The organism is Nocardioides oceani, from assembly GCF_030412965.1.
GTDB lineage: Bacteria > Actinomycetota > Actinomycetes > Propionibacteriales > Nocardioidaceae > Nocardioides > Nocardioides oceani.
In genome coordinates this window covers 1017974-1042379 of the sequence record NZ_JAUHJQ010000001.1, presented here as the reverse complement: position 1 = coordinate 1042379, position 24406 = coordinate 1017974, and the positions used below count along the sequence as shown (strand labels likewise).

24 protein-coding genes are annotated in these 24406 nt (G+C 73.2%); 13 read left to right on the top strand and 11 right to left on the bottom strand.

What is annotated here, in order from left to right:
* Positions 1 to 8 precede the first annotated feature (8 nt).
* Positions 9 to 1505, bottom strand: coding sequence for a CCA tRNA nucleotidyltransferase (locus QWY28_RS05005; protein WP_439117224.1), 1497 nt, complete (start codon positions 1503 to 1505; stop codon positions 9 to 11).
* Here QWY28_RS05005 and QWY28_RS05000 point away from each other — a divergent pair.
* The 7 genes from QWY28_RS05000 to trxA all read left to right on the top strand — a co-directional run bounded on the left by QWY28_RS05000 (position 1504) and on the right by trxA (position 10500).
* The gene (locus QWY28_RS05000; RefSeq protein WP_300951184.1) at positions 1504 to 3756 is read left to right on the top strand and encodes a DUF6049 family protein; all 2253 of its coding nucleotides are present in this window, start codon (positions 1504 to 1506) and stop codon (positions 3754 to 3756) included. The genes QWY28_RS05005 and QWY28_RS05000 overlap by 2 nt on opposite strands.
* Positions 3753 to 5444 carry a murein biosynthesis integral membrane protein MurJ gene (gene murJ / locus QWY28_RS04995; protein ID WP_300951183.1) on the top strand — a complete coding sequence of 564 codons (1692 nt, stop codon included), beginning with the start codon at positions 3753 to 3755 and terminating at the stop codon, positions 5442 to 5444. The genes QWY28_RS05000 and murJ overlap by 4 nt, the downstream gene beginning before the upstream one ends.
* 74 nt (positions 5445 to 5518) lie before the next feature.
* A complete protein-coding gene (locus QWY28_RS04990; RefSeq protein ID WP_300951182.1) occupies positions 5519 to 7459 on the top strand; it encodes a protein kinase family protein in 1941 nt (646 codons plus the stop codon).
* A complete protein-coding gene (gene sigM, locus QWY28_RS04985) occupies positions 7456 to 8172 on the top strand; it encodes an RNA polymerase sigma factor SigM (protein ID WP_300951181.1) in 717 nt (238 codons plus the stop codon). Before QWY28_RS04990 ends, sigM begins: the two co-directional genes overlap by 4 nt.
* Positions 8169 to 8939, top strand: a complete 771-nt coding sequence (locus QWY28_RS04980) for a hypothetical protein (protein ID WP_300951180.1) — start codon at positions 8169 to 8171, stop codon at positions 8937 to 8939. Before sigM ends, QWY28_RS04980 begins: the two co-directional genes overlap by 4 nt.
* A 101-nt stretch (positions 8940 to 9040) precedes the next feature.
* Positions 9041 to 10057: a thioredoxin-disulfide reductase gene (gene trxB / locus QWY28_RS04975; RefSeq protein WP_300951179.1), complete on the top strand. Its 1017-nt coding sequence runs from the start codon at positions 9041 to 9043 to the stop codon at positions 10055 to 10057.
* A 113-nt stretch (positions 10058 to 10170) separates the two neighbouring features.
* Entirely contained in the window at positions 10171 to 10500 is a 330-nt protein-coding gene (gene trxA / locus QWY28_RS04970) for a thioredoxin (protein WP_284438246.1), read from the top strand.
* Here trxA and QWY28_RS04965 read toward each other — a convergent pair.
* Positions 10490 to 11164 (bottom strand): GNAT family N-acetyltransferase, encoded by a 675-nt coding sequence (locus QWY28_RS04965; RefSeq protein WP_300951178.1) that lies wholly within the window; start codon positions 11162 to 11164, stop codon positions 10490 to 10492. The two genes, trxA and QWY28_RS04965, sit on opposite strands and share 11 nt — an antisense overlap.
* A gap of 53 nt (positions 11165 to 11217) precedes the next feature.
* Between QWY28_RS04965 and QWY28_RS04960 the strand changes: the two genes are divergently transcribed.
* Complete coding sequence (locus tag QWY28_RS04960) at positions 11218 to 12432, top strand: pyridoxal phosphate-dependent aminotransferase (RefSeq protein WP_439117223.1); 1215 nt, start codon at positions 11218 to 11220, stop codon at positions 12430 to 12432.
* 44 nt (positions 12433 to 12476) lie between these two features.
* Positions 12477 to 13244, top strand: a complete 768-nt coding sequence (locus QWY28_RS04955) for a lysophospholipid acyltransferase family protein (protein ID WP_300951176.1) — start codon at positions 12477 to 12479, stop codon at positions 13242 to 13244.
* A gap of 150 nt (positions 13245 to 13394) precedes the next feature.
* Here the strand turns inward: QWY28_RS04955 and QWY28_RS04950 are convergent, their stop codons facing one another.
* The 8 genes from QWY28_RS04950 to rpmH form a co-directional block, all read right to left on the bottom strand.
* Positions 13395 to 14438, bottom strand: coding sequence for a ParB/RepB/Spo0J family partition protein (locus QWY28_RS04950; protein WP_300951175.1), 1044 nt, complete (start codon positions 14436 to 14438; stop codon positions 13395 to 13397).
* Complete coding sequence (locus QWY28_RS04945) at positions 14435 to 15388, bottom strand: ParA family protein (protein WP_300951174.1); 954 nt, start codon at positions 15386 to 15388, stop codon at positions 14435 to 14437. Before QWY28_RS04945 ends, QWY28_RS04950 begins: the two co-directional genes overlap by 4 nt.
* Before the next feature lie 152 nt (positions 15389 to 15540).
* Complete coding sequence (gene rsmG / locus QWY28_RS04940) at positions 15541 to 16245, bottom strand: 16S rRNA (guanine(527)-N(7))-methyltransferase RsmG (protein ID WP_300951173.1); 705 nt, start codon at positions 16243 to 16245, stop codon at positions 15541 to 15543.
* Positions 16246 to 16321: 76 nt separating this feature from the next.
* Positions 16322 to 16912: a Jag family protein gene (locus QWY28_RS04935; protein ID WP_439117222.1), complete on the bottom strand. Its 591-nt coding sequence runs from the start codon at positions 16910 to 16912 to the stop codon at positions 16322 to 16324.
* The gene (gene yidC, locus QWY28_RS04930; RefSeq protein ID WP_439117231.1) at positions 16909 to 17874 is read right to left on the bottom strand and encodes a membrane protein insertase YidC; all 966 of its coding nucleotides are present in this window, start codon (positions 17872 to 17874) and stop codon (positions 16909 to 16911) included. The genes QWY28_RS04935 and yidC overlap by 4 nt, the downstream gene beginning before the upstream one ends.
* Before the next feature lie 36 nt (positions 17875 to 17910).
* Positions 17911 to 18162, bottom strand: coding sequence for a membrane protein insertion efficiency factor YidD (gene yidD, locus QWY28_RS04925; protein WP_300951171.1), 252 nt, complete (start codon positions 18160 to 18162; stop codon positions 17911 to 17913).
* A complete protein-coding gene (rnpA, locus tag QWY28_RS04920) occupies positions 18159 to 18518 on the bottom strand; it encodes a ribonuclease P protein component (RefSeq protein ID WP_300951170.1) in 360 nt (119 codons plus the stop codon). The genes yidD and rnpA overlap by 4 nt, the downstream gene beginning before the upstream one ends.
* A gap of 37 nt (positions 18519 to 18555) precedes the next feature.
* Positions 18556 to 18693, bottom strand: a complete 138-nt coding sequence (gene rpmH, locus QWY28_RS04915; protein ID WP_011758123.1) for a 50S ribosomal protein L34 — start codon at positions 18691 to 18693, stop codon at positions 18556 to 18558.
* Positions 18694 to 19271: 578 nt separating this feature from the next.
* Between rpmH and dnaA the strand changes: the two genes are divergently transcribed.
* Positions 19272 to 20771, top strand: a complete 1500-nt coding sequence (gene dnaA / locus QWY28_RS04910) for a chromosomal replication initiator protein DnaA (protein WP_439117230.1) — start codon at positions 19272 to 19274, stop codon at positions 20769 to 20771.
* A gap of 12 nt (positions 20772 to 20783) precedes the next feature.
* Here the strand turns inward: dnaA and QWY28_RS04905 are convergent, their stop codons facing one another.
* Positions 20784 to 21233 (bottom strand): MarR family winged helix-turn-helix transcriptional regulator, encoded by a 450-nt coding sequence (locus QWY28_RS04905; protein ID WP_300951168.1) that lies wholly within the window; start codon positions 21231 to 21233, stop codon positions 20784 to 20786.
* A gap of 45 nt (positions 21234 to 21278) precedes the next feature.
* On the opposite strand from QWY28_RS04905, the gene QWY28_RS04900 reads away from it, so the two are divergent.
* The 3 genes from QWY28_RS04900 to gnd all read left to right on the top strand — a co-directional run bounded on the left by QWY28_RS04900 (position 21279) and on the right by gnd (position 24400).
* Entirely contained in the window at positions 21279 to 21704 is a 426-nt protein-coding gene (locus QWY28_RS04900) for an organic hydroperoxide resistance protein (protein ID WP_300951167.1), read from the top strand.
* A gap of 482 nt (positions 21705 to 22186) precedes the next feature.
* Complete coding sequence (dnaN, locus tag QWY28_RS04895) at positions 22187 to 23350, top strand: DNA polymerase III subunit beta (protein ID WP_300951166.1); 1164 nt, start codon at positions 22187 to 22189, stop codon at positions 23348 to 23350.
* Positions 23351 to 23413: 63 nt separating this feature from the next.
* The gene (gnd, locus tag QWY28_RS04890) at positions 23414 to 24400 is read left to right on the top strand and encodes a phosphogluconate dehydrogenase (NAD(+)-dependent, decarboxylating) (RefSeq protein WP_300951165.1); all 987 of its coding nucleotides are present in this window, start codon (positions 23414 to 23416) and stop codon (positions 24398 to 24400) included.
* Positions 24401 to 24406: the final 6 nt, after the last annotated feature.

Below are 24406 nucleotides of genomic sequence, written 5' to 3'. Positions count from 1 at the left end.
ACCACAGGTCAGGACGAGCGCGCCGCCCACCACGCGAGCAGCTCCTCGCGGGCGCGGTCCTCGCCGAGCGGCCCGTGGTCCATCCGCAGCTCGAGCAGGTGGTGGTAGGCCTGACCGACCTCGCGACCCGGGCCGATGCCGAGGATCCCCATGATCTGGTTGCCGTCGAGGTCGGGCCGGATCGAGGCCAGCTCCTCCTCCTCGGAGAGCCGCTCGATCCGCTCCTCGAGCTCGTCGTAGGTCCGGGCGAGCCGCGCGGCCTTGCGCTGGTTGCGGGTCGTGCAGTCCGCGCGGGTCAGCACGTGCAACCGCTGCAGCTGGTCGCCGGCGTCGCGGACGTAGCGCCGCACCGCCGAGTCGGTCCACTCCCCCGAGCCGTAGCCGTGGAAGCGCAGGTGCAGCTCGACCAGCTTCGTCACCGCGTCGATCTCGTCGTTGGAGAACCGCAGGGCCTGCATCCGCTTGCGGGTGATCTTCGCCCCGACCACGTCGTGGTGGTGGAACGTGACCGTCCCGTCCTCGACGAACCGGCGGGTGCGCGGCTTGCCGACGTCGTGCATGAGCGCGGCGAAGCGCGAGACGAAGTCCGGCTCGCCGCCGAGGCGGTCCTCGAGGTCGATCGCCTGCTCCAGGACGGTCAGGGTGTGCTCGTAGACGTCCTTGTGCCGGTGGTGCTCGTCGCGCTCGAGCATCAGCGCCGGCAGCTCCGGCAGCACCAGCGCTGCGAGGCCGGTCTCGACGAGGAGGGTCAGGCCCAGGCGGGGGTGGGGTGCGCACACCAGCTTCACCAGCTCGTCGCGGACCCGCTCGGCGGAGATGATCGAGATCCGCTCGGCCATCGCGGTCATCGCCTCGCGGACGCCGTCGTCGACGCTGAAGCCCAGCTGCGCGGCGAACCGCGCGGCCCGCATCATCCGCAGCGGGTCGTCGGAGAAGGAGTCCTCGGGCCGGCCCGGCGTCCGCAGCACCCGGTGCGCGAGGTCGACCACGCCGCCGTACGGGTCCTCGACCTGCCGGCCCGGCAGCCGCACCGCCATCGCGTTGACCGTGAAGTCGCGGCGCCCCAGGTCACCGTCCAGGCTGTCGCCGAAGTCGACGTCGGGCTTGCGCGAGGTGGGGTCGTAGGACTCCGAGCGGTACGTCGTGATCTCGACCTGCCACTCGCCGCGGCGGCAGCCGATCGTCCCGAACGCCCGGCCCATGTCCCACACCGCGTCGGCCCAGCCCTTGAGCAGCCGCTCGGTCTGCTCCGGGCGGGCGGAGGTGGTGAAGTCCAGGTCGTTGTGGTGCCGGCCCAGCATCGCGTCGCGCACCGGCCCGCCGACGAGGGCGAGCTCGTGGCCGGCGTCGGCGAAGCGGCGGCCGAGCTCGTCGATCACCGGCGCGATGCGGTCCAGCTCCTCGGCCACCGACCGCTGGACGTCGGCGAGCTGCAGGTGGGGAAGGGGAGCGTCGGGCACGGGGGACGATTCTAGGTGCGGCCGGACGGATAGTGTCGTCCGCATGCTTCGCCCCCGGTCGCTGCGGCCTGCCCTCGCGGCCGCGGCCCTCGCGCTGGCGGGCACGGCCACCGGTCTGGCGGTCCCGCCGGCCCCCGCCGCCCCGCTCGCGGCCGCGCCCGTGGCCACGCGTGCGCCGGCCGCCGCCGAGGCCGCCGACGCGGCCCCGCTGGGCGTGACCATCGAGTCGCTGACGCCCGGGGCCATCCCGCGCCGGGGCCCGATCCGGGTGGCCGGCTCGGTGACCAACCGCAGCGAGGAGACCTGGTCGGCGATCAAGCTGTACCCCTTCCTCGGCTCCTCCCCGCTGACGTCCACCGCCGAGCTCGCGGCCGCGTCCGAGGTGCCCGTCGACCAGGAGGTCGGGAACCGGATCCTCGAGGTCTCCGACGTCGTCGACGAGCTGGCCCCCGGCGAGTCGGCCCCGTTCCGGCTGACCCTCCCCGCCTCCCGGGTCACCGTGGACGCCGCCGGCGTCTACTGGTTCGGCGTGCACGCGCTGGGCGAGTCCTCCGCCGGCCGCGTCGACGGCGCCGACGGCAAGGCGCGGACGTTCCTCCCGCTCGTCCCCCGCTCGACCCGCGGGGAGGTCCCCACCACGGTCGTCGTCCCGCTGCGCCGCTCGCTGGCCCGGGAGTCCGACGGCTCGCTCGCCGACGTCGGCGGCTGGACGCGGACGCTCGGTCCGGAGGGATCGCTCCGCTCGCTGGTCGACTTGGGCGCCTCCGCGGGAGACCACCCGGTGACCTGGCTCGTCGACCCCGCCCTCGTCGACGCCGTACGCCGCCTGGCGGACGGCAACCCGCCGCGCTCGCTCGCGCCGTCGGACACCGCCGACCCGGTCGCGCCCTCCGACGGGATCGACGGGCCCGACGCCGCGTTCTCCCCCGGCCCGAGCGAGTCCGACGACGGCGAGGGTGACGGTGACGACGGCGACGGGGAGTCCCCCGAGGACGGGCGCGACGACGGCCACGAGCCGACGCCGGAGGAGCAGGCCGCCGCGGAGGCCGCGTCCGCCTGGCTGGGCCGGCTGAGCCAGGCGATGGCCGGCGACGAGGTGCTCGCGCTGCCGTACGGCGACCTCGACGTGGCCGGCGCGGTCGCCGCCGACCCCGACCTGCTCCCCCGCGCCCGCACGCGCAGCGGGGAGAGCACCGGCTCCTGGGAGGTCCCGACCTCCCCGGCCCTCGGGTCCCCGACCGGCTACCTCGACCCGGCCGTGATCCGCGCTGTCCCCCCGGGCGAGACGCTCCTGGTGACCGACCGGATGCTCGGCGAGGACGCGCCGGGCGTGGCCACGGTGGCCGGACGACGGCTGGTCGTGACCTCCTCCGGCGCGGCCGCGGGCGGGCCCGGCCCCGACGACCCGCTCGCGGCCGTCGCGCTGCGCCAGCGGGTGCTCGCCGAGGCAGCGGTGCGGCTGCTGTCGCCCGGGCGCAAGCCGCTCGTCGTCCAGCTGCCCACCGGCTGGTCGCCCGACTCCACCAGCGGGTTCTTCGACGCCCTCGACGAGGACTGGGTCGACCTCGGCACCGTGGCCGACGCCGCGGACCGGACCGGGACGCCGGTCGACCTGGCCGACCTCGCCTACCCCGAGCGGCAGTCCGCCCGGCGCCTGGACCGCGAGACCTTCGAGACCGCGACCGGCCTGATCGGCGCCGGCCAGGTGCTCCAGCACGTGCTGCGCGACAACACCGACGTCGCGGGCGAGGTGGCCGACGAGGCGCTCGGCGCGCTGTCGTACTCCTCGCGCGGCCGCACGACCACCACCCGCCTCTCGCTGCTCGGCTCGCGCCGCTGGATCGACGACAAGCTCGACGGCGTGACGATCGAGGCGCCCCGCGGGGTCGCGCTCTCCAGCGCGGACGGCCGGTTCGCCGCCACCGTCGCCAACGCGCTGGACCAGCCGGTCGAGGTGAGCATCCAGGCCGTCACCGACGACCCCGCCGCCCTGTCCATCGAGGGCCCGCAGACCGTCGAGGTGGGCGCGGGCCAGCGGGTCTCGGTGCTGCTCGACGCCAGCACCCGCGAGCCGGGCGTGCACAAGGTCCGGCTCGTGCTCACCGACCAGACCGAGGACCCCGACGACACCCACACGCCCCTCGGCTCCTCCGAGGAGGTCTCGATCCGGTCGATCCGCGCCAGCGCGGTGATCTGGGTCATCCTCGGCGCCGGGGCCCTGCTGCTGTTCAGCGCGATCGCCGTCCGGCTCGTGCGCCGCCTGCGCCGCGCCCGTCGCGAGGAGACCACCGGATGACCCGCACCGACGACCCCCGCGACCAGCAGGCGCACCCGGAGCAGGACCAGCGCGACGACCAGCGCTCGATCCTGTCCAGCAGCGCGGTCATGGCGGCCGGCACGATCGTCAGCCGGCTCAGCGGCTACGTCCGGACGCTGCTGCTGGCGGCGGCCCTGGGCAACCTGCTGCACGCCGACGTGTTCAACATCGCGAACACGATCCCGAACATGCTCTACATCCTGCTCGCGGGCGGCGTCTTCAACGCCGTGCTCGTCCCGCAGCTGGTGCGCGCCGCCTCGAACGACGCCGACCGCGGCGAGGCCTACACCAGCCGCGTCGTCACCCTGGCCGCGCTGTTCCTCGGCGTCGTCACGGTGGTGCTGGTGCTCGCCGCACCCTGGGTGATGGACCTGTACGTCGACCCCGACGTGCCCCCGGACGCCCGCGAGTCCGTGGTGGACTTCGCCCGCTGGTGCCTGCCGCAGGTCTTCTTCTACGGCATGTTCGTGCTCGTCGGGCAGATCCTCAACGCCCGCGGCCGGTTCGGCCCGATGATGTGGGCGCCGATCGCGAACAACGTGATCTCGGTCGGCGTGCTGCTGCTCTACCTCGTGCTGTTCGGCACCGCGTCGGAGGCCGAGCGCTCGGCCGGCTTCTCCGCCGACCAGGAGCTGGTGCTCGGCCTCGGCTCCACCCTCGGCATCGCCGCCCAGCTGCTGATCCTCCTGCCCTACCTGCGGGCCGCCGGGTTCCGCTACCGCCCCCGCTTCGACTTCCGCGGCACGGGGCTGGGGCACACCCTGCGGCTCGGCGTCTGGACGGTCCTGTTCGTCATCGTCAACCAGGTGGCGTACACCGTCGTGGTCCGGCTCGCCTCCAGCGGCACCGCCGACGGGGCCTCGGACAGCACGGGCTACTCGGTCTACTCCGCGGCGTTCCTCATCATCATGGTCCCGCACTCGGTGATCACGGTGTCCCTGGCGACCGCGATCCTGCCGGCGCTCTCCCGCCGCGCCGCCGACCAGGACCTCGGCGGGCTCTCCCGCACCCTGTCCTCGACGCTGCGGACCGCCCTGGCCGTGGTCCTGCCGTTCGCGGCGCTGCTGCCGGTCATCGCCCCCGAGCTGGCCCGCGTCATCTCCCTCGGCGCGGCCGCCCCGACCTACGAGAACTACATCGGCACGCTCGCGGCCTTCGGCCCCGGCCTGGTGCTCTTCACCGTCCACTACCTGATGCTGCGCGGCTTCTACGCGCTGGAGCAGACCCGCACGGTCTTCCACATCCAGTGCGCCGTCGGGCTCGCCAACATCCTGGCCGCCCTGGTGCTGGTCCGCCTCACCGACGACGCCGCGACCGCGCCCTCCCTCGCCCTCGCGTACGCCGCGGCGTACCTCGTCGGCGCCGTGCTGTCCTACCTCGTGCTGCGCTCCCGGCTCGGCGGGCTCCGCACGCCGACCCTGGTGCGGTTCCTCGTCCGGATGGTGCTGGCCGTCGCGCTCTCGACCGGGGCCGCCTGGCTCGCCTCGCGGCTGCTCGACCTCGTCGGCGAGGAGCCGTCGTACCCGGTCGCCGTCCTCCGCGCGGTCGTGGTGGTCCTCGTCGACGTCGCGGTCTTCGTGGCCGCGGCCCGCGCGCTGCGCCTGAACGAGGTCACCTCGGTGCTCGAGACGCTCACCCGGCGGCTTCCGCTGCCCCGGCGTCGCTGACGGTCCTACGATGGCCGGGCCCGCGGCCGGTCGACCCGGCGTGGGGGCTCGACGTCGAAGGGGATGAGGAGGCAGTGCCGCAGACCGCACGGCCAGGCGATGTCCTCGCCGACCGCTACCGCCTCGTCGACCTGCTGTCGGAGAGCCGGGGCGGCCGCTTCTGGCGGGCCCACGACCGCGTCCTGGAGCGGCACGTCGCACTGCACGTCATCGACGCCGGCGACGAGCGCGCCCCCGGCCTGATCGACGCCGCCCGCCGCTCGGCCACCGTGCTCGACCGGCGCGTGCTGCGCGTGCTGGACGCCGAGCGCCTCGACGGCGTCTGCTACGTGGTCAACGAGTGGGGCTCGGGTGCCTCGCTGGACATCCTGCTCGCGACCGGCGGCCCGCTGAGCCCCCGCAGGGCGGCCTGGCTGGTCGCCGAGGTCGCCGACTCCGTCGCCACCTCCCACGCCGCCGGGGTCGCCCACGGGCGGCTGGTCCCCGAGAACGTCCTCGTCGAGCGCACCGGCCAGGTCAAGGTCATCGGCCTCTGCGTCGACGCCGCCCTCCACGGCCTGCCCGTCGACGGCACCGCCACCGACGTCAGCGACCTCGCCGGCCTGCTGTACGCCGCGCTCACCGGCCGGTGGGCCGGCGTCTCGCCCTCGGCGGTCCCGCCCGCACCGCAGGAGCACGGCCACGTGCTGCGGCCACGGCAGGTCCGCGCCGGCGTCCCCCGGCCGCTCGACGCGCTCTGCGAGGCGCTGCTCAACCCCTTCGCGGCCCGCCGGGACCTGCTCGACGTCACCACCGCACGGGGCGTCGCGGCCTACCTCGAGGAGTTCGTCGGCGACCCCTCCGGCATGCCCGAGGCACTGGCCGCCGCCACCCCCCAGCTGCACCGCCCGACCACCATCGTGCTCCCCGCCGTGCCCGACGTGCTGCCGCACGAGCGCGAGCCGGACCCGGCACCCGTCCCGGACTCGGCCCCCGGCGAGACCCCGGACCCGGCGCCCGCTCCGGATCCGACGCCCGAGCTCGCCCCCGAACCGGCGCCGCGGCCCGCCCCCGCGCAGGCCGAGCTGCCGACCGAGGCGGGCCTGCCGATCTTCGACGACGAGGCCGACGACGTCTCCTGGCTGGAGCGCCGCACCGACCCGGTGCCGCCCCCACCCCCGTTCGAGGAGCCCCCGAGCCGGCCGCTGTTCGCCCCCGATCCCACCGACGGCGCCCCCGCCCGGCGGCCGCGGTCCGGGGCGGTCCACGGCGACGCCGGCCCGCACGCGTTCCCCGGCGGGCCCGGCGGGCCTGGCGGGCCCGGCGGCCCGGGCGACCCGGCGTACTGGCCTTGGGACACCGGCCACGGCCCCGGCACGGGCACGGGCACCGTCCTCACTCCCGTCGGCGACGAGACCGGCCCCCTGCCGCGGGTCCCGGGCCGTCGGTGGATGCGGCTCGCGATCGCCCTCGCCCTGTGCGCGGTGGTGCTGGTCGTGACGGTCGTGGCGGTCAACCTCGGCCGCGGCCGCGGACCGCTCGGCACCGACTCCGCGGACCCCACCGAGGACCCGACCCCGACCGCCCGGGCGCTCGCCACGGTACCGGTGCGGGCCGTGACCGACCTCGACCCGCAGGGCGGTGACGGCGCGGAGAACCCCGAGCTCGCGCCGCTGGCGACCGACGGCGACCCGGCCACCGCCTGGAGCACCGCGACCTACGAGCAGCAGCTCGGCCCCGTCGGCCTCAAGACCGGCGTCGGGCTCGTCCTCGACCTCGGCTCGCCCCAGGAGGTCGCCGAGGTCGGCCTGACCCTCGCCGGCGCCCCGACGGAGGTCTCGGTCTACCTCACCGACACCGAGCCCACCGCGGTCCGCGACCTCACCGTCGCGGGGGCCGACACGCTCGAGGAGCGCGGGCGCGTCGAGCTGGCGGAGCCCGCGACCGGCCGTTACGTCGTGGTCTGGCTGACCTCGCTGCCCGCCGTCGACGGGGGCTTCCGCGCCGAGGTCGCCGAGGTCGTGGTCCGGGGGTGAGTACCGACCCGCACGCCGACCCCCGCACCGACGCCGAGGTGCTCGCCGCCCACGTCGCCGGCGACCGCGACGCCTTCGGCGTGCTGGTGGCCCGGCACCGCGACCGGCTCTGGGCGGTGGCGCTGCGGACCACCGGGAACCGTGAGGACGCCGCCGACGGCCTCCAGGACGGCCTCGTGGCGGCGTACCGCCGCGCGGCGTCGTTCCGCGGCGACGCCGCCGTGACCACCTGGCTGCACCGGGTGGTCGTCAACGCCTGCCTCGACCGGCTGCGTGCTGCGCGGGTCCGCCGCACCGAGGCCCTCCCCGACGACCTGGAGGAGTACGGCGACCGGGGCGCGCGCTCCTCGGCGACCCCGGAGGTCGAGGACCCCGCGGAGGCCAGCGTGCGCGACGAGCGGCGCCGCACGGTCCTGACCGCGCTGGCCACGCTGCCGGCCGAGCAGCGGGCAGCGCTGGTCCTGGTCGACATGGAGGGGTACTCCGTCGCCGAGGCCGCCGCGGTCCTGGAGTGCGCGGTGGGCACGGTGAAGTCCCGCTGCTCCCGTGGCCGGGCCCGCCTGGCCGACCTGCTCGAGATCGAGCGCCCGGTGCGTCCCGGGTCACCCTCGCGGAACCCCGCGGCCGCCCGGCACGTCGGAGGACAGGCCGGGCTGACAGGATCGGCCGCCGTCCCCGCTCCCCACGAGCCCCGCGAAGGAGGTGCACCGTGAGCCGACCCGTCACCGGGCGCGAGCCCCTGCCCGACCCCCGTGAGGACGAGGTGCGCCGACGCCTCGCCGACGCCCGGCACGTCGAGCCGGTCCCCGTCGACGTGGCCGCGCGGCTCGACCGCGTCCTCGCCCAGCTCGCCGAGGGGGACGACGTGCCGTCCTCGGGCGACGAGCTCGCCCGGCGCCGCCGGCGCCGGGCCGCCGGTCTGCTCGCCGCGGCGGCGGTCGTGACCGTCGCGGGTCTCGGTCTCGCGCAGGTCCTGCCCGGGTCGGTCGACGACAACGGTGCCTCGGCCGGCTCGAGCGCCCCGCGGGACGTGGCGGCCAGCGGGCCGGTCGCGGAGCTGGAGGAGCGGCGCGACGGCCTGGTGGAGGACTCGGCGGGTCGCACGGCCGCGGAGGTCCCGGAGAGCACAGACTCGTTGTCCGCCTACGACGCCTCCCCCTCGCCGCGGCGCCTGCGCCCCGACCACTTCGCCGCGGACGCCCTCCGGGCGCGCGAGCTGGTGGACGGAGTCGGTGACCGCCGGCAGCCGGCACCGGCGCCGCTGAGCTCCGACCCCGACTCGAGCACGGACAAGGCCCCCGACTCCTTCTTCGAGTGCACCCCGGCCGACTGGGGCTCGGGCGTCGCGGTGCCCGTGCTCTACGACGGCGAGCCGCACGTCCTGGTCTTCCGCGCACCGGCCGGCGACAGCCAGGTCGCGGACCTCCTGCAGTGCGGCACCGGCGAGATCCTGCGCTCCACCACCCTGCCTGCGGGCTGAGCGCGGAACATTCCTCACCTACGATCGGTTGGACACCGCAGGACCACCCCGGCGCGAGCGAGCGCCGGCAGCCACCGCATCGCGAGGAGACGTCGACGTCCATGTCCGACACCGCACCCCGTCAGGTCATCATCATCGGCTCCGGCCCCTCCGGCTACACCGCCGCGGTGTACGCCGCCCGGGCCAACCTCCAGCCGCTCGTCTTCGAGGGCTCGGTGACCGCCGGCGGCGCGCTGATGAACACCACCGAGGTCGAGAACTTCCCGGGGTTCCGTGACGGCATCATGGGCCCGGCCCTGATGGACGAGATGCGCGCCCAGGCCGAGCGCTTCGGCGCCGAGCTGGTGCCCGACGACGTCGTCGAGGTCGACCTCACCGGCGACGTCAAGGTCGTCAAGACGGCCACCGCCACCCACACCGCGCGCGCCGTGATCCTGGCGACCGGCTCGGGCTACCGCAAGCTCGGCCTGCCCCGCGAGGACGAGCTGTCGGGCCGCGGCGTGTCCTGGTGCGCGACCTGCGACGGGTTCTTCTTCCGCGAGCAGCACATCGCCGTGGTCGGTGGCGGCGACTCCGCCATCGAGGAGGCGACGTTCCTGACCCGCTTCGGCTCCAAGGTCTCCCTCATCGTGCGCCGCGACGAGCTGCGCGCCTCGAAGATCATGCAGGACCGCGCGTTCGCCGACCCCAAGCTCGAGATCGAGTGGAACAGCGTCGTCGAGGAGATCCACGGCAGCGACCGGCTCGAGGGCATCACGCTCAAGGACACCGTCACGGGCGAGACCCGCCGCATGGAGGCCACCGGCCTGTTCATCGCCATCGGCCACGACCCCCGCTCGGAGCTGCTGGCCGGCCAGGTCGACCTCGACCCCAACGGGTACGTCGTCGTCGAGCACCCCTCGACCGGCACGAACCTCGCGGGCGTGTTCGCCGCGGGTGACCTCGTCGACCACCACTACCGACAGGCGATCACGGCCGCCGGCACCGGCTGCGCCGCGGCGCTGGACGCCGAGCGCTACCTCGCCGCGCTCGACACCGTCTCCGCCACCCCGGCCGAGGCCCAGGCCCGCATCGACGCCGAGGTCGCGGCCGAGACCGTGCAGACCGCCGGCGCCTGACGGCGCTCACTCACCGGGGGTGGAACAACCGCCCCCGCCCCGGTGTTCACCCAGCACAGACCGAGCAGCACCCGCACCACCCCCGCACCGCACTCCAGGGAAGGAACCCTCACGTGGGCAACATCGCAGCCGTGACCGACGCCGAGTTCGAGGCCCAGGTCCTCAAGTCCGACAAGCCGGTCCTCGTGGACTTCTGGGCGGAGTGGTGCGGCCCGTGCCGCCAGGTCGCCCCGATCCTCGACGAGATCGCCGGCTCGCACGGCGACAAGATCACCTTCTTGAAGATGAACGTCGACGAGAACCCGGTCACCCCCTCGTCCTACCGGGTCACCGGCATCCCGACGATCAACGTCTACCAGGGCGGCGAGGTCGTCAAGACGATCGTCGGCGCCCGCCCGAAGGCGACGCTGCTCAACGAGCTCTCGGAGTTCATCAGCGCCTGACCGGCCGGCACGCGCTCGCGGCCCTCGACACCGTCCCGCGGGACGGCGTCGGGGGCCGCACCGCTTTCGGCGCCGGACGGACGGCCCCGACCAGCCGCTCCAGGGCCGCCTCGACCTCGTCCTTCCAGGTCGACGTGGAGCGCAGCTCCATCCGCATCCGCGGGTTGGTGGGGTGCGCCCGCTGCGTGCCGAAGCCGACCGCGGAGAGGAACCCCGCCGGCACCAGGCACGGCGCGACGGCGCCGGGCAGCGTGGTGCCGAACGCCTCGACCGCGCGGATCCCACCGCGCCGCACGAGGTCGCGCGCCATCCCCTGCACGAGCATCCGGCCCAGCCCGCCGCCGACGTGCCGCGGGTCGACGTACACCGCCGTCAGCACGACGGCGTCCGCGCCCACCGGGGCGGTCGGGATGCCCGCTGCGCCGGGGGCGTAGGCCGGCGGGACGTAGACCAGGTGGCCCACCGGCTCGCCGTCGACGAGGACGACCTGGCCGCACGAGCCCCACTCCCGCAGGACCTCCGAGAGCCACGCGCGCTTCTCCGCCGCGGCGTCGTCCACCCTCCGCCGGGTGACGGGGTCCAGCTCCCAGAACAGGCAGCTGCGGCACGGCGCCGACGAGGCGTCGAGGTGGTCGAGCGTCAGGCGGACGACCTTGCGGGACACGGCGGCACCTCCTGGCCCTCCATGCTAGGCGGGGGCCTGCGAGGATGGGGGTCGTGCGCCAGATCCGCCAGAGCCGCAAGCTCCGCAACGTCCGCTACGACGTCCGTGGTCCGATCCTCGTCGAGGCCCAGCGCCTCGAGAGCGAGGGCCACCGGATCCTGAAGCTGAACATCGGCAACACCGCGCCGTTCGGCTTCGAGGCGCCCGCTGCGATCGTGGCCGACATGGTGCACCACCTGCCCGACTCCCAGGGGTACGCCGACTCGCGCGGCATCTACGAGGCCCGCACCGCGGTCATGAACTACTACCAGTCCCGCGGCCTGCGCGACGTGCGCGTCGACGACGTCTTCATCGGCAACGGCGTCTCGGAGCTGATCTCGATGGTCCTCCAGGCCTTCGTCGACGACGGCAACGAGATCCTCGTCCCCGCGCCGGACTACCCGCTGTGGACCGGCGCGATCACCCTCGCCGGCGGCACCGCGGTGCACTACCGCTGCGACGAGGACGACGACTGGAACCCCGACCTCGCCGACATCGAGGCCAAGATCACCGAGAACACCCACGCCTTGGTGATCATCAACCCCAACAACCCCACCGGCGCGGTCTACAGCGAGGAGACCGTCAAGGGCCTCGTCGACATCGCCCGGCGCCACGACCTGGTCGTGATGGCCGACGAGATCTACGAGAAGATCCTCTTCGAGGACGCGGTGCACCACCACGCCGCGACGTACGCCGGCAGCGACGTGCTCTGCCTGACCTTCAGCGGCCTCTCCAAGGCCTACCGCGTCTGCGGCTACCGCGCCGGCTGGGTGATGATCTCCGGGCCCAAGGAGCTGGCCGCCGACTTCATCGAGGGGCTGACCCTCATCGCCAACATGCGCATGTGCGCCAACGTGCCGGCCCAGCACGCGATCCAGACGGCGCTCGGCGGCTACCAGTCCGTCGAGGAGCTCATCGGCCCGGGCGGCCGCTACTACGAGCAGGCCATGCTCGCCCACCGCCTGCTCAACGAGATCCCCGGCGTCAGCAGCGTCAAGCCGCGTGGTGCGCTGTACTGCTTCCCGCGGCTGGACCCCGAGGTCTACCCGATCGAGGACGACGAGGCGTTCGTCATCGACCTGCTGCGCGCCAAGAAGCTGCTCGTCACCCACGGCACCGGCTTCAACTGGCCCGACCCCGACCACTTCCGGCTCGTCACGCTGCCCGCGGTCGACGTGCTGGAGGAGGCCATCGGCCGGATCGCGGACTTCCTCGCCGTACGTCGCTGACGACCGCCGCGCGGGCGTCGCCGGCCTGCCCCTACGCTCACCGCATGCGCGACATCAGCTACCCGCCCATCATCTGGTCGGCCAAGACCGCCTTCCGCCTCCTCGGCCAGCGGTTCCAGCTGAGCGGGACCGAGCACGTCCCGCGCGAGGGTGGCGTCCTGCTCGCCTACAACCACGTCGGGTACCTCGACTTCATCTACGGCGGACTCGCCGCGAACCCGTCCGGCCGCCTGGTGCGGTTCATGGCGAAGAAGGAGATCTTCGACAACGCCGTCGGCGGCCCGGTCATGCGCTCGATGCACCACATCGAGGTCGACCGCGGCGAGGGCCTGGCCTCCTTCAACACCGCGATCGACTACCTGCGGGCCGGTGAGGCGGTCGGGATCTTCCCGGAGGCGACGATCTCCCGCTCCTTCGAGGTCAAGGAGATCAAGACCGGCGCCGTGCGCATCGCCGCCGCGGCCGGCGTGCCGCTGCTCCCGGTCGCCCTGTGGGGGACCCAGCGGATGTTCACCAAGGACCACCCCCGCGACTTCTCGCGCGGCAAGACCATCGCCATCCGTGTCGGTGCCCCGTTGCAGCCCACCGGTGCCGACCCGGTCGCCGAGACCGCCGAGCTGCACGCCGCGATGGCCTCGCTCCTCGACGAGACCATCCGCGAGTACCCCGCGGACGAGCAGCCCCCGGGCTCGTGGTGGCTGCCGGCCCGCCTCGGCGGGTCCGCCCCCACCCCGGAGGAGGCGCTGCGCCTCGACGCCGAGGAGAAGCGGGCCCGCGCCGAGCGGCGTGCCGCCAAGCGCGCGGAGGGCTGACCTCCGCGGCCGACACTTCCGCGCAATTGCGCGGTTCTGTACCGGTGGGAGCGCTCCCACCGGTACAGAACCGTTCAATTGAGCGATCGTCAACGTTGAGTATCGGGCGGATTGATCGTTTTGTCGACAAAGAGACACGTCGACAAGACGTTAGATCACCCGGTCGTTACGGTTCCGCGGGTCCATGATGTCCGCGATCCGGCGCAGGTCGTCCACCGACGCGAACTCGACCGTGATCTTCCCCTTGCTCCGGCCCACGTCGATCTTCACGCGGGTCTCGAAGCGGTCCGAGAGCCGCTCCACCAGGTCGTCGACGTCGGCGGCGGTGGCGCGAGCCGCCCGCGCGGGCCGTTTCGGCGCACCGGTGTCGCCCACCGCGACGATCTCCTCGAGACCGCGGACGCTGATGCCTTCCGCGACGACCCGCTGGGCGAGGCGGTCCTGCAGGTCTGCGTCCTCCACGGCGAGCAGCGAGCGTGCATGGCCGGCGGACAGCACGCCCGCGGCAACCCGGCGCTGCACGGCGGGGCTGAGCCGCATGAGACGCAGGGTGTTGCTGATCTGCGGGCGCGAGCGGCCGATCCGCTGGGCCAGCTCCTCGTGGGTGCACCCGAAGTCCTCGAGCAGCTGGGCGTACGCGGCGGCCTCCTCGAGCGGGTTCAGCTCGGAGCGGTGCAGGTTCTCCAGGAGCGCGTCCCGGAGCATGTCGGTGTCGTCGGTTTCCCGGACGATGGCCGGGATCCGCTCCAGGCCCGCCTCCTGCGAAGCGCGCCAGCGGCGCTCGCCCATGACCAGCTCGTAGGCGTCGGGACCACTGCGCCGGACCACGATCGGCTGGAGCAGACCGACCTCGCGGATGGAGTGGACCAGCTCGGCCATCGCGTCCTCGTCGAACACCTGGCGTGGCTGGGCCCGGTTCGGCACGACCTGGCCGACCGGGACCTCGGCGAAGTAGGCCCCCGCCACCGGTGCGAGCGGCTCGCCGACCGCTCCGGTCGGCCCAGCGGCGACCGTCGGCGTCGCTCCGTCCCCCCTGACCGCCGTCGAGGCAGCACCGGACGACGTCACGGCATCGCCGGTGACCGCGTCCGTCGTGCTGGTCGTCTCCGCGTCGTCCGCGGGCGTCGGCCCGGTCGGGATCAGCGAGCCGAGCCCGCGGCCCAGACCGCGGCGCACCGGCGGCTTCGTGGTCACGACGCGGCTCCCGCGGTCGTGCGGTGCTTGGTGGCGATCTCGCGGGCCGCCTCGAGGTAGCTCAACGCACCGGGGGAGCCGGGGTCGTAGGTCATCACCGTCTGGCCGTACGACGGCGCCTCGGACACCCGCACCGAGCGGGGGATCGCGGTGCGGAGCACCTGCGGCCCGAAGTGCTCACGCACCTCCTCCGCCACGCCCGCGGCGAGCCGGGTGCGGGCGTCGTACATCGTGATCAGGATCGTGGAGACGTCCAGGCCCGGGTTCAGGTGCGCCTTGACCATCTCGACCGTCTCGAGCAGCTGGCCCAGGCCCTCCAGCGCGTAGTACTCCGCCTGGATCGGGATCAGCATCTCGTCGCCCGCGACCAGCGCGTTCAGAGTGAGCAGGCCCAGCGACGGGGGACAGTCCACGATCACGTAGTCGAACCGGTCCTCGCCGACGTCCTCCGCGCTGCCGACCAGCGGGTGGCCCGTGATCGCCTTCTTGAGCCGGTTCTCCCGCGCGACGACGCTCACCAGCTCGATCTCCGCCCCGGCGAGGTCGATGGTGGCCGGCACGACGAACAGGTTCGGCAGGTCCTCGCTGGTCGCGACCACGTCGGTGAGCGGGACGCCGTCCACCAAGGCGTCGTAGGTCGACGGCGTCCCGCGCCGGTGGTCGATGCCGAGGGCGGTCGAGGCATTGCCCTGCGGGTCGAGGTCGATGACCAGCACCCGCTGGCCGAGCTGGGCCAGGGCTGCCGCGACGTTCACCGTCGACGTCGTCTTGCCGACGCCGCCCTTCTGGTTCGCGACCACGAACACGCGCGTCGTCGCCGGGCGGGGGACCGCCGGCCGGCTGTGCGCACCCTGCCGAGCGATGATGCTGTGCTGCGCCGCCTTCGCCAGCGGCGTCTGGTCGTCCTCGAAGCCGGCCGAGTACGTCGCGAGGTCGGCCGCGGTCCGCACCGTGAAACCGGTCGCAGGGCTGGTTTCACGTGAAACGTCGGGGTGGTCCGGCACAGCGGCTCCTGTGGAAAAGCTCGGCGGTTCTGTGGACAGTCACGCTCAGCGGGGGCTTCGGATCGGTGGATAACTCTGCGGAGACGCCCGCCGCGGTGCTAGCCGCCCCGCCGTGACCGTCGCCCGCCGCGGGACTTCCCGGTACGTCCCTTGGCGCCACCGGAGTCCCGCCCGGCGCTCGCGGCGGGTGGCCACGATACCGCCGCCGGATCGGCCCACGAAACCCGCACGGCACCCGTCGTCACCTCGAGCACGTCGGCCCCGAGCTCACGGACGACCGGCTCGGCGCAGCCCCACCGGTCGAGCAGCGGACGGGCCTCCTCGATCTCCGCCACCACCGACGACCCCTTCATCGCCACCAGCGCACCCTCGGCCGCGACCAGCGGCATCGACCACTCCAGGAGCCGCCCCAGGGGCGCCACGGCGCGCCACGTCACGACGTCGAACCGACGCTCGCCGTGCAGCGACTCGGCACGACCGCGCACCACCTCGACCGTCGTCAAGCCCAGCTGCTCAACGACCTCGCCGAGGAACGTCGTCCGGCGCAGGAGCGGCTCGACGAGCGTGATCGCCAGGTCGGGCCGCGCGATCGCGAGGACGATCCCGGGCAGCCCTGCGCCCGAGCCGATGTCGCAGACCGACCGATCCGCGTCGATCCACTCGCCGAGAACCGCGCAGTTCAGCACGTGGCGGTCCCAGAGCCGCGGCGCCTCACGCGGGCCGATCAGCCCACGGACGACACCCTCGGTCGCGAGGAGCTCGGCGTACCGCTCGGCGAGTGGCAGCCGGTCGGACGCGAACACCCTCCGCGCCGCATCAGGCGTGGAGGGTGTACGTGTTTCACGTGAAACGTCGTCGGTCACCGGCGAACGACCCGGCTCACTCCGGGAGGACGACGACGTGGCGGCGCGGCTCCACGCCCTCGGACTCCGAGACGAGCCCGGCCGCGGCGACGGCGTCGTGGACGACCTTGCGCTCGAAGGGGGACATCGGGTCGAGCGAGACGGGCGCTCCCGTCTCCTTGACGCGCGCCACCGTGTCCGCCGCCAGCGCGACGAGCTGCTCGCGCTTCTGGGCCCGGAAGCCGGAGATGTCCAGCATCAGACGCGACCGCTCGCCGGTCTCGCGGTAGACCGCCAGCCGGGTCAGCTCCTGCAGCGCGTCGAGCACCTCGCCGTCGCGGCCGACGAGCTGGGCCAGCTCGGCGCCCACGATCGAGACCGCGGCTCGGTCGCCCTCGACGTCCATGTCCAGGTCGCCGTCGAGGTCCGCGATGTCCAGCAGCTCCTCGAGGTAGTCCGCAGCGATGTCGCCCTCGGCCTCGAGCTGCTCCACGCGCGAGGGGCGACCGGGGGAGTCACCCTCGGCCGCAGGCGCGTCGGCCGGGCGCCCGTCCTCGCCGGCCTCGGTCGCGTCGTCCAGCTCGGCCGGCTCCGTCGTCTCGGCGGTCTCGGTCGTCTCGTGGCTCACTTCTGCTTCCCACCTTCGGTCTTGCCTCGCGCGGGGCGCTGCCCACCGGAGGACCTGCGTTGCTCTCGGGTCTGCTTCTTCGGCTGCTGCCGCGCAGCGGGGCGGCGCTCCGTCGTCGGCTCCGGGGCCGCCTCCGCCACCTCCGCGACCGCGGCACCACCCTTGCGGACCGCCTTGGCACGGTCCCGCTCCTCCTTGGCCGTGAAGGCCGGCGTGCCGGGGGCGGGGTTGTTGCGGATGACGTAGAACTGCTGGCCCATCGTCCACAGGTTCGAGGTGGTCCAGTAGAAGAGGACACCGATGGGGAACGCGATGCCGCCGACGGCGAAGACGACGGGAAGCACGTAGAGCAGCATCTTCTGCTGCTGCGCGTAGGGGCCGCTCAGCGCGTCGGCCGGCATGTTCTTGCTCATCAGCTGGCGCTGGGTGAGGAACGTCGTCGCCGTCATCGCCACGACCAGGAAGGCCGCCAGGACCATCACGCCGACGTGCCCGTTGGCGTTGAGGAAGGTGTCGGAGATCGGGATCTTCCCGAACAGCTCGGCCTCGCCGAAGCTGCGGGCCCGCTCGTCGGTCAGGATCCCGTGGGTCTTGTTCTTCGCGGCCTGGTCGATCAGGCGGAACAGCGCGAAGAAGATCGGCATCTGGAGCAGGATCGGCAGGCAGGACGCGAACGGGTTGGTGCCCGAGTCCTTGTAGAGCTTCATCGTCTCCTGCGCGAGACGCTCCCGGTCGTGGCCGTACTTCTTCTGCAGCTCCTTGACCTTGGGCTGGATCAGCTGCATGTTCCGGCTGGACTTGATCTGCTTGACGAACAGCGGGATCAGGGCCGCGCGGATGACGAGGGTCAGCCCCACGATGGACAGCACCCACGCGAGGCCGCCATCAGGGTCGAGGAACGACCCCAGCACGTTGTGGAACCCGACCAGGATCACCGAGATCACGTAGTACAGCGGCGTCATGATGAAGTTGCCGATGTCGCCCAGAAAACCCACGGGTCAGGCTCCTTGCGTCGAAGAGGAAGATCCCGCTGGGGCGCGGGAGGGAACGGGGTCGTAGCCGCCCGCGGCCCACGGGTGGCACCGGCCGAGCCGGCGCACCGCGAGCCAGCTGCCCCGCAGGCTGCCGTGCTCGGTCACCGCCTCGAGCGCGTACGCCGAGCACGAGGGGTGGTAGCGACACACCTGGCCGTAGAGCGGGCTGATGACGGCCCGGTAGGCGCGCAGCAGCGCGATGAGCACGAGCCTCACGACGGCACCGACACGCGGCGGTCACGCACGCGCGCCAGTCCGCGGGCGAGGTCCTCGCCCAGGGCGCCGTACGACGCCTCGGCAGCGGCGGGCAGCGCCCGCACCACGAGCACAGCAGAGCCCGGAAGCGACGAGACGTGCTCCCGGGCGAGGTGTCGCAGACGGCGCTTCACACGATTGCGGGTGACGGCGTCGCCGACCGCCTTGCTCACGACGAACCCCACCCGTGGTGGGCGATCGCCGTCACCGGGGGTCCACAGGTGGACCACCAGCGTGCGCGACCCCGCTCGCTCCCCGGCACGGGTGGCGGCGCGGAACGAGTCCGCGTCGACCAGCCGATGGGCCGGCGGGAGCACAGCGGGGTCGAGCTGGGCGGCGGCGCGGCGCTGGCCGTCAGACGGCCAGGCTCTTGCGGCCCTTGCGGCGACGCGAGGAGAGGATGGCGCGGCCGGCACGGGTGCGCATGCGCAGGCGGAAACCGTGCACCTTGTGGCGGCGACGGTTGTTCGGCTGGTACGTACGCTTGCTCACGGGCTCTTCCTTCGGTGGTGGTTCAGGGGCATCAACCCCGGCGGATCGGCGGTGCGGTCACGGTCCGTGACACCTTTCGGCTGGCACCGCCCACCCACGCGAGGCCGGATGGCTCCCGTGGACGTGCGGCACCGGTCGACGCCGGGGACCGGCCAACGGTACGCGCTGCGCTTTCCCAGGGTCAAACCGGCGGAGGCCCTCGCGGACCACCCGCCGGGACCAGCGTACGGGCCTGTGGATGACGTCTTGCTGCTGGCGCGAGGTGGGGGTTACGTTCGGTCGGTCGAGTTTCCCCGCCGGGCGCTCCGCAGCACCACGGGAAGCGAGCCGTGATCCCGGTCACCCGCTTTCTCAACAGGCGTTTGACCTGCGAAAACAGTGATTTCGCCTCCTCGGGCCCCGGCTCTCGGCCAGACTCCTCCACAGCGAGCGGGTCGCGTTCACAACCTGTGGACAAAGCTGTGGAACTTCGTGAGCGCAAGGAGAAGGGGACACCCACCGTGGACCAGAGCACGCCGGACCTCGGGACCGCCTGGCGGCAGGTCGTCGACGACCTCCAGCCCCACCAGCGGGCCTGGCTGACCGCCAGCGAGCCGGTCACGCTCCACGAGAGCACCGCCATCGTGGCGGTGCCCAACGACTTCACCCGCGGGCAGCTCGAGGGCCGCCTGCGCGGCCAGCTCGAGGACGCCCTGACCGTCGCGTTCGGGCGCGAGATCCGGATCGCGGTCACCGTCAACCCGGCGCTGGACCGCGACGCCCACCCCGCTCCGGGTGACCGGGTCGACGTGGCCCCCCTGCCCGAGCAGCCGACGGAGGCCGACGTCGCTTTGTCGACAAACCGACATGACGCTCTGGCGCCCGTCCAGCAGCTGCCCCGTCCCGGCGGTCATCCGCCGCTGGTGGGCGGCGGCACCGACGCGGGCCGCGCACCCGCCGCGCACCACGGCGACGGCGGCTACCTCGGCGACGCCTTCCCCGGCCACGCCGCGATGGGCGGCGCGCCCGGCGGTGGCGATGCCGGCCGCCCGACCGCGCTGGAGACCCGGCTCAACCCGAAGTACACCTTCGAGACCTTCGTCATCGGCTCGTCGAACCGCTTCCCGCACGCCGCGGCCGTCGCGGTCGCCGAGGCACCGGGCAAGGCCTACAACCCGCTGCTGGTCTACGGGGACTCCGGCCTGGGCAAGACCCACCTGCTCCACGCGATCGGGCACTACGTCCGCAGCCTCTACACCGGCGCCAAGGTGCGCTACGTGTCGAGCGAGGAGTTCACCAACGAGTTCATCAACGCGATCCGCGACGACCGCCAGGACCGGTTCAAGCGGCGCTACCGCGACGTGGACGTGCTCCTCATCGACGACATCCAGTTCCTGGAGGGCAAGACCCAGACCCAGGAGGAGTTCTTCCACACGTTCAACACCCTCCACAACGCCAACAAGCAGATCGTGCTGACCTCCGACCGTGCGCCCAAGCGCCTCGAGGCGCTCGAGGACCGGCTGCGCAACCGGTTCGAGTGGGGCCTGATCACCGACGTCCAGCCGCCCGACCTCGAGACCCGGATCGCGATCCTGCGCAAGAAGGCCGCCATGGACCGGTTGACCGCGCCGCCGGACGTCCTGGAGTTCATCGCCTCGAAGATCCAGACCAACATCCGCGAGCTCGAGGGCGCGCTGATCCGGGTGACGGCGTTCGCGAACCTCAACCGGCAGGAGGTCGACATGACCCTCGCCGAAATCGTGCTCAAGGACCTGATCCCCGAGGGCGGCGAGCCGGAGATCACGGCCGGGCTGATCATCGCCCAGACCGCGGCGTACTTCGGGCTCTCCATCGACGAGCTCACCGGCCCCAGCCGTGGCCGGCACCTGGTCATGGCCCGCCAGATCGCGATGTACCTGTGCCGCGAGCTGACCGACCTCTCGCTGCCGAAGATCGGGGCCCAGTTCGGCAACCGCGACCACACGACGGTCATGTACGCCGACCGGAAGATCAACCAGCTCCTGGCCGAGCGCCGCGCGGTCTTCAACCAGGTCAGCGAGCTGACCAACCGGGTCAAGATGCAGGCGCGCCAGGGCTGACCGCCCCGTCGATCAGCCCGCGGAGGCGTCGAGACCGTCGAGCAGGGTGCCGAGGTCGCGCCGCAGCCGCAGCAGGTCCTCGACCGAGAGGCCCATCCCGTCCAGCAGCCGGCCGGGGACGTCCGCCACCCGCTCGCGCAGCGCCCAGCCCTGCTCGGTCGGCTCGACCAGCACGCGGCGCTCGTCCTCGGGGTCCCGCCGACGCGAGACGTGGCCCTGGGACTCCAGCCGCTTGAGCAGCGGCGTCAGCGTCCCGGAGTCCAGCCGCAACCGCCGGCCGAGTCCCCCGACGGTGACCGGCGCGTCGGCCTCCCAGAGGGCCAGGAGCGCCAGGTACTGCGGATAGGTCAGTCCGACGTCACCCAGGAGCTCGGCGTAGCGCTGCGTGACGGCCCGCGTCGCGGCGTACAGCGGGAAGCAGAGCTGCTCGTCCAGCGCGAGCTGGGGGTGTCCGGTGCTCACGTCGGCCAGCGTAGACCCTTGCACCATTCAATTGCGCGCAATACGTTGGTGCACATGAAGATCCTCTACACCGCCAGCGCCGCCGCGACCGGGGACGGCCGCAACGGCCACGTCCAGTCCACCGACGGGCTCATCGACACCGACGTCCGCACCCCCGCCGAGATGGGCGGCCCGGGCGGCGCGACCAACCCCGAGCAGCTGTTCGCCGCGGGGTACGCCGCGTGCTTCCACTCCGCGCTCAAGCTCGTCGCCGGCAAGGCGGGCGCCGACACCACCGACTCCGAGGTCGTCGCCGACGTCTCGATCGGCTCGAACGACGCCGGCGGCTTCGGGCTCGCGGTGCAGCTGGAGGTCACGCTGCCGCAGGTCGAGCCGGACCGCGCGCGCGAGCTCGTCGAGCAGGCGCACCAGGTGTGCCCCTACTCCAACGCCACCCGCGGCAACGTCGAGGTCACCCTCACCGTCGCCTGACGGCCTGGTTCTCAACAGGCCTCCTCCACAGGAGGGGATGACAGGGCCTCGTCGTTCCGGCTGTGGACCAGCCCGGTCCGCGAGAGCGAACTACACGGGGAGGATCTGGGGAGAGCCTGTGCTCCGACCACCCACGGACGGTCGGGCTCCACACCAGGAGCCCGGCCGTCCGTCGTCGTTCCACAGCCCCTGTGAGTCCCGAGTGCACCGCACGACCTGCAGAAACGAGGTTTGTCCACAGATTCCACCGAACCTATGACTCCTCCCTACCTCCAGACATCCCGATCCTCCGAGAACGTCTCCCCACGCCCCTCCCTGGGGACGACCGACCACCGGCCTCCGAGCGAGGACCGAGCACGCGACCCGGCCTCCACAGCACGGCCGACGGGCAAACCACACCGAACCTCCCGCGCCCGCAGCCCGCATGGCAGGATTCGCATCCCGCCCGACCCGACCTCGCCCCCGACCTGAAGGACCACATCGTGAAGTTCCGCGTCGACCGCGACGTGCTCGCGGATGCCGTCGCCTGGGCTGCCCGCAGCCTCCCGGTCCGACCGAGCGTGCCCGTGCTCGCCGGTCTGCTCATCGACGCGAGCGACGACGGCCTGGTCCTGTCCACCTTCGACTACGAGACCTCCGCCCGCGCGACGCTGAGCGCCGACGTGGCCGACGAAGGACGGGCGCTGGTCAGCGGCCGGCTGCTCTCCGACATCTGCCGCAGCCTGCCGAGCAAGCCGGTCGAGATGACCCTCGAGGGCGCCCGCGTCTCGCTGACCTGCGGCTCGGCCCGGTTCAGCCTCCAGACGATGCCGGTCGAGGACTACCCGTCCCTGCCCGAGATGCCGGCGGCGACCGGGACGGTGCGCAGCGACGAGTTCGCGCACGCGGTCTCCCAGGCGGTCACCGCCGCGGGCCGCGACGACATGCTCCCGGTGCTGACCGGCGTCCGGATCGAGATCGACGGCTCGACCATCTCGCTGCTGGCCACCGACCGCTTCCGGCTCTCCCAGCGCGAGCTCGAGTGGGACCCGCGCACCCCCGACGAGAGCGCCGCGGCGCTGGTCCCGGCGAAGGTGCTCGGCGACACCGCCAAGTCGCTCACCGCCGGCAGCGAGGTCACCATCGCGCTGGCGGCCACCGGGAGCGGCGAGGGCATCATCGGCTTCGAGGGCAACGCGCCCGGCGGCGTACGACGCACCACGACGCGGCTGCTGGACGGGGAGTTCCCCAAGGTCCGCAGCCTGTTCCCCAACGAGCACCTCACCGTGGCGCGGGTCGACAAGGCCGCGCTGGTCGAGTCGGTCAAGCGCGTAGCGCTCGTGGCCGAGCGGAACACCGCGGTCCAGCTGGCCTTCAGCGACGGGGTGCTCACCCTCGACGCCGGCTCCGGCGACGAGGCGCAGGCCTCGGAGTCGATCGAGGCGCGCATCGACGGCGACGACATCACCACGGGCTTCAACCCGCAGTTCCTCCTCGACGGGCTGACCGCGATCGACCAGCCGGTCGTCGAGCTGGCCTTCACCCAGGCCTCCAAGCCGGTCGTGATCAGCGGCTCGGTCCGGGACGCTGAGGGCGGGGACGCCCCGGCCGACGCGGCCGAGCCCGGGTTCCGCTACCTGCTGATGCCGCGGCGTCTCCTGTCCTGAGGGTGGGTACCGTCCGGCGTACTGCCTGACCACCCCTGACACAGCCCTCACAGGAGGAAGCAGATGGAGCTCGGACTCGTCGGCCTCGGCAAGATGGGCGGCAACATGCGTGAGCGCCTGCGCCGCGCCGGCCACACCGTCGTCGGCTACGACCGGAACCCCGACGTCAGCGACGCCGACTCCCTCGAGGACCTCGTCGCCCAGCTGCCGTCGCCCAAGGTCGTGTGGGTGATGGTGCCCGCGGGCGAGCCGACCCGCGCCACCGTCGCGGCGCTCGGCGAGCTGCTCGGCGAGGGCGACCTCGTCATCGACGGCGGCAACTCCCGCTGGACCGACGACCTCGCGCACGCCGAGCTGCTCGCCGGCAAGGGCATCGGATTCGTCGACTGCGGTGTCTCCGGCGGCGTCTGGGGCCTGGAGAACGGCTACGCGCTGATGTACGGCGGCGACGCCGACGACGTGGCCAAGGCCCAGCCGGTCTTCGACGCGCTCAAGCCCGAGGGCGAGTTCGGCTCGGTGCACGCAGGGAAGGTCGGCGCCGGCCACTTCTCCAAGATGGTCCACAACGGCATCGAGTACGCGATCATGCAGTCCTACGCCGAGGGCTGGGAGCTGCTCGACAAGGTCGAGATGGTCGACAACGTCACCGAGGTCATGCGCTCGTGGCGCGAGGGCACCGTGATCCGGTCCTGGCTGCTCGACCTCCTGGTCGCCGCGCTGGACCAGGAGCCCGGCCTCGAGGGGATCCGCGGGTACGCCGAGGACTCCGGCGAGGGCCGGTGGACCGTCGAGGCGGGCATCGAGCACGCCGTCGCGACGCCCGCGATCACCGCCGCGCTCTACGCCCGGTTCGTCTCGCGCCAGGACGACTCCCCCGCCATGAAGGCGGTCGCCGCGATGCGCAACCAGTTCGGCGGGCACGCGATGCAGACCGCCGCGCCGAAGGGTGGCGACGCCGCCGGGACCCCGGCCGAGGCCGGCACGCCCGACCAGGCCGGCTCGGCGGAGCAGGCCGGCTCGGGCGACGACAGCGCGCCGGCGGAGAGCTAGCCGACC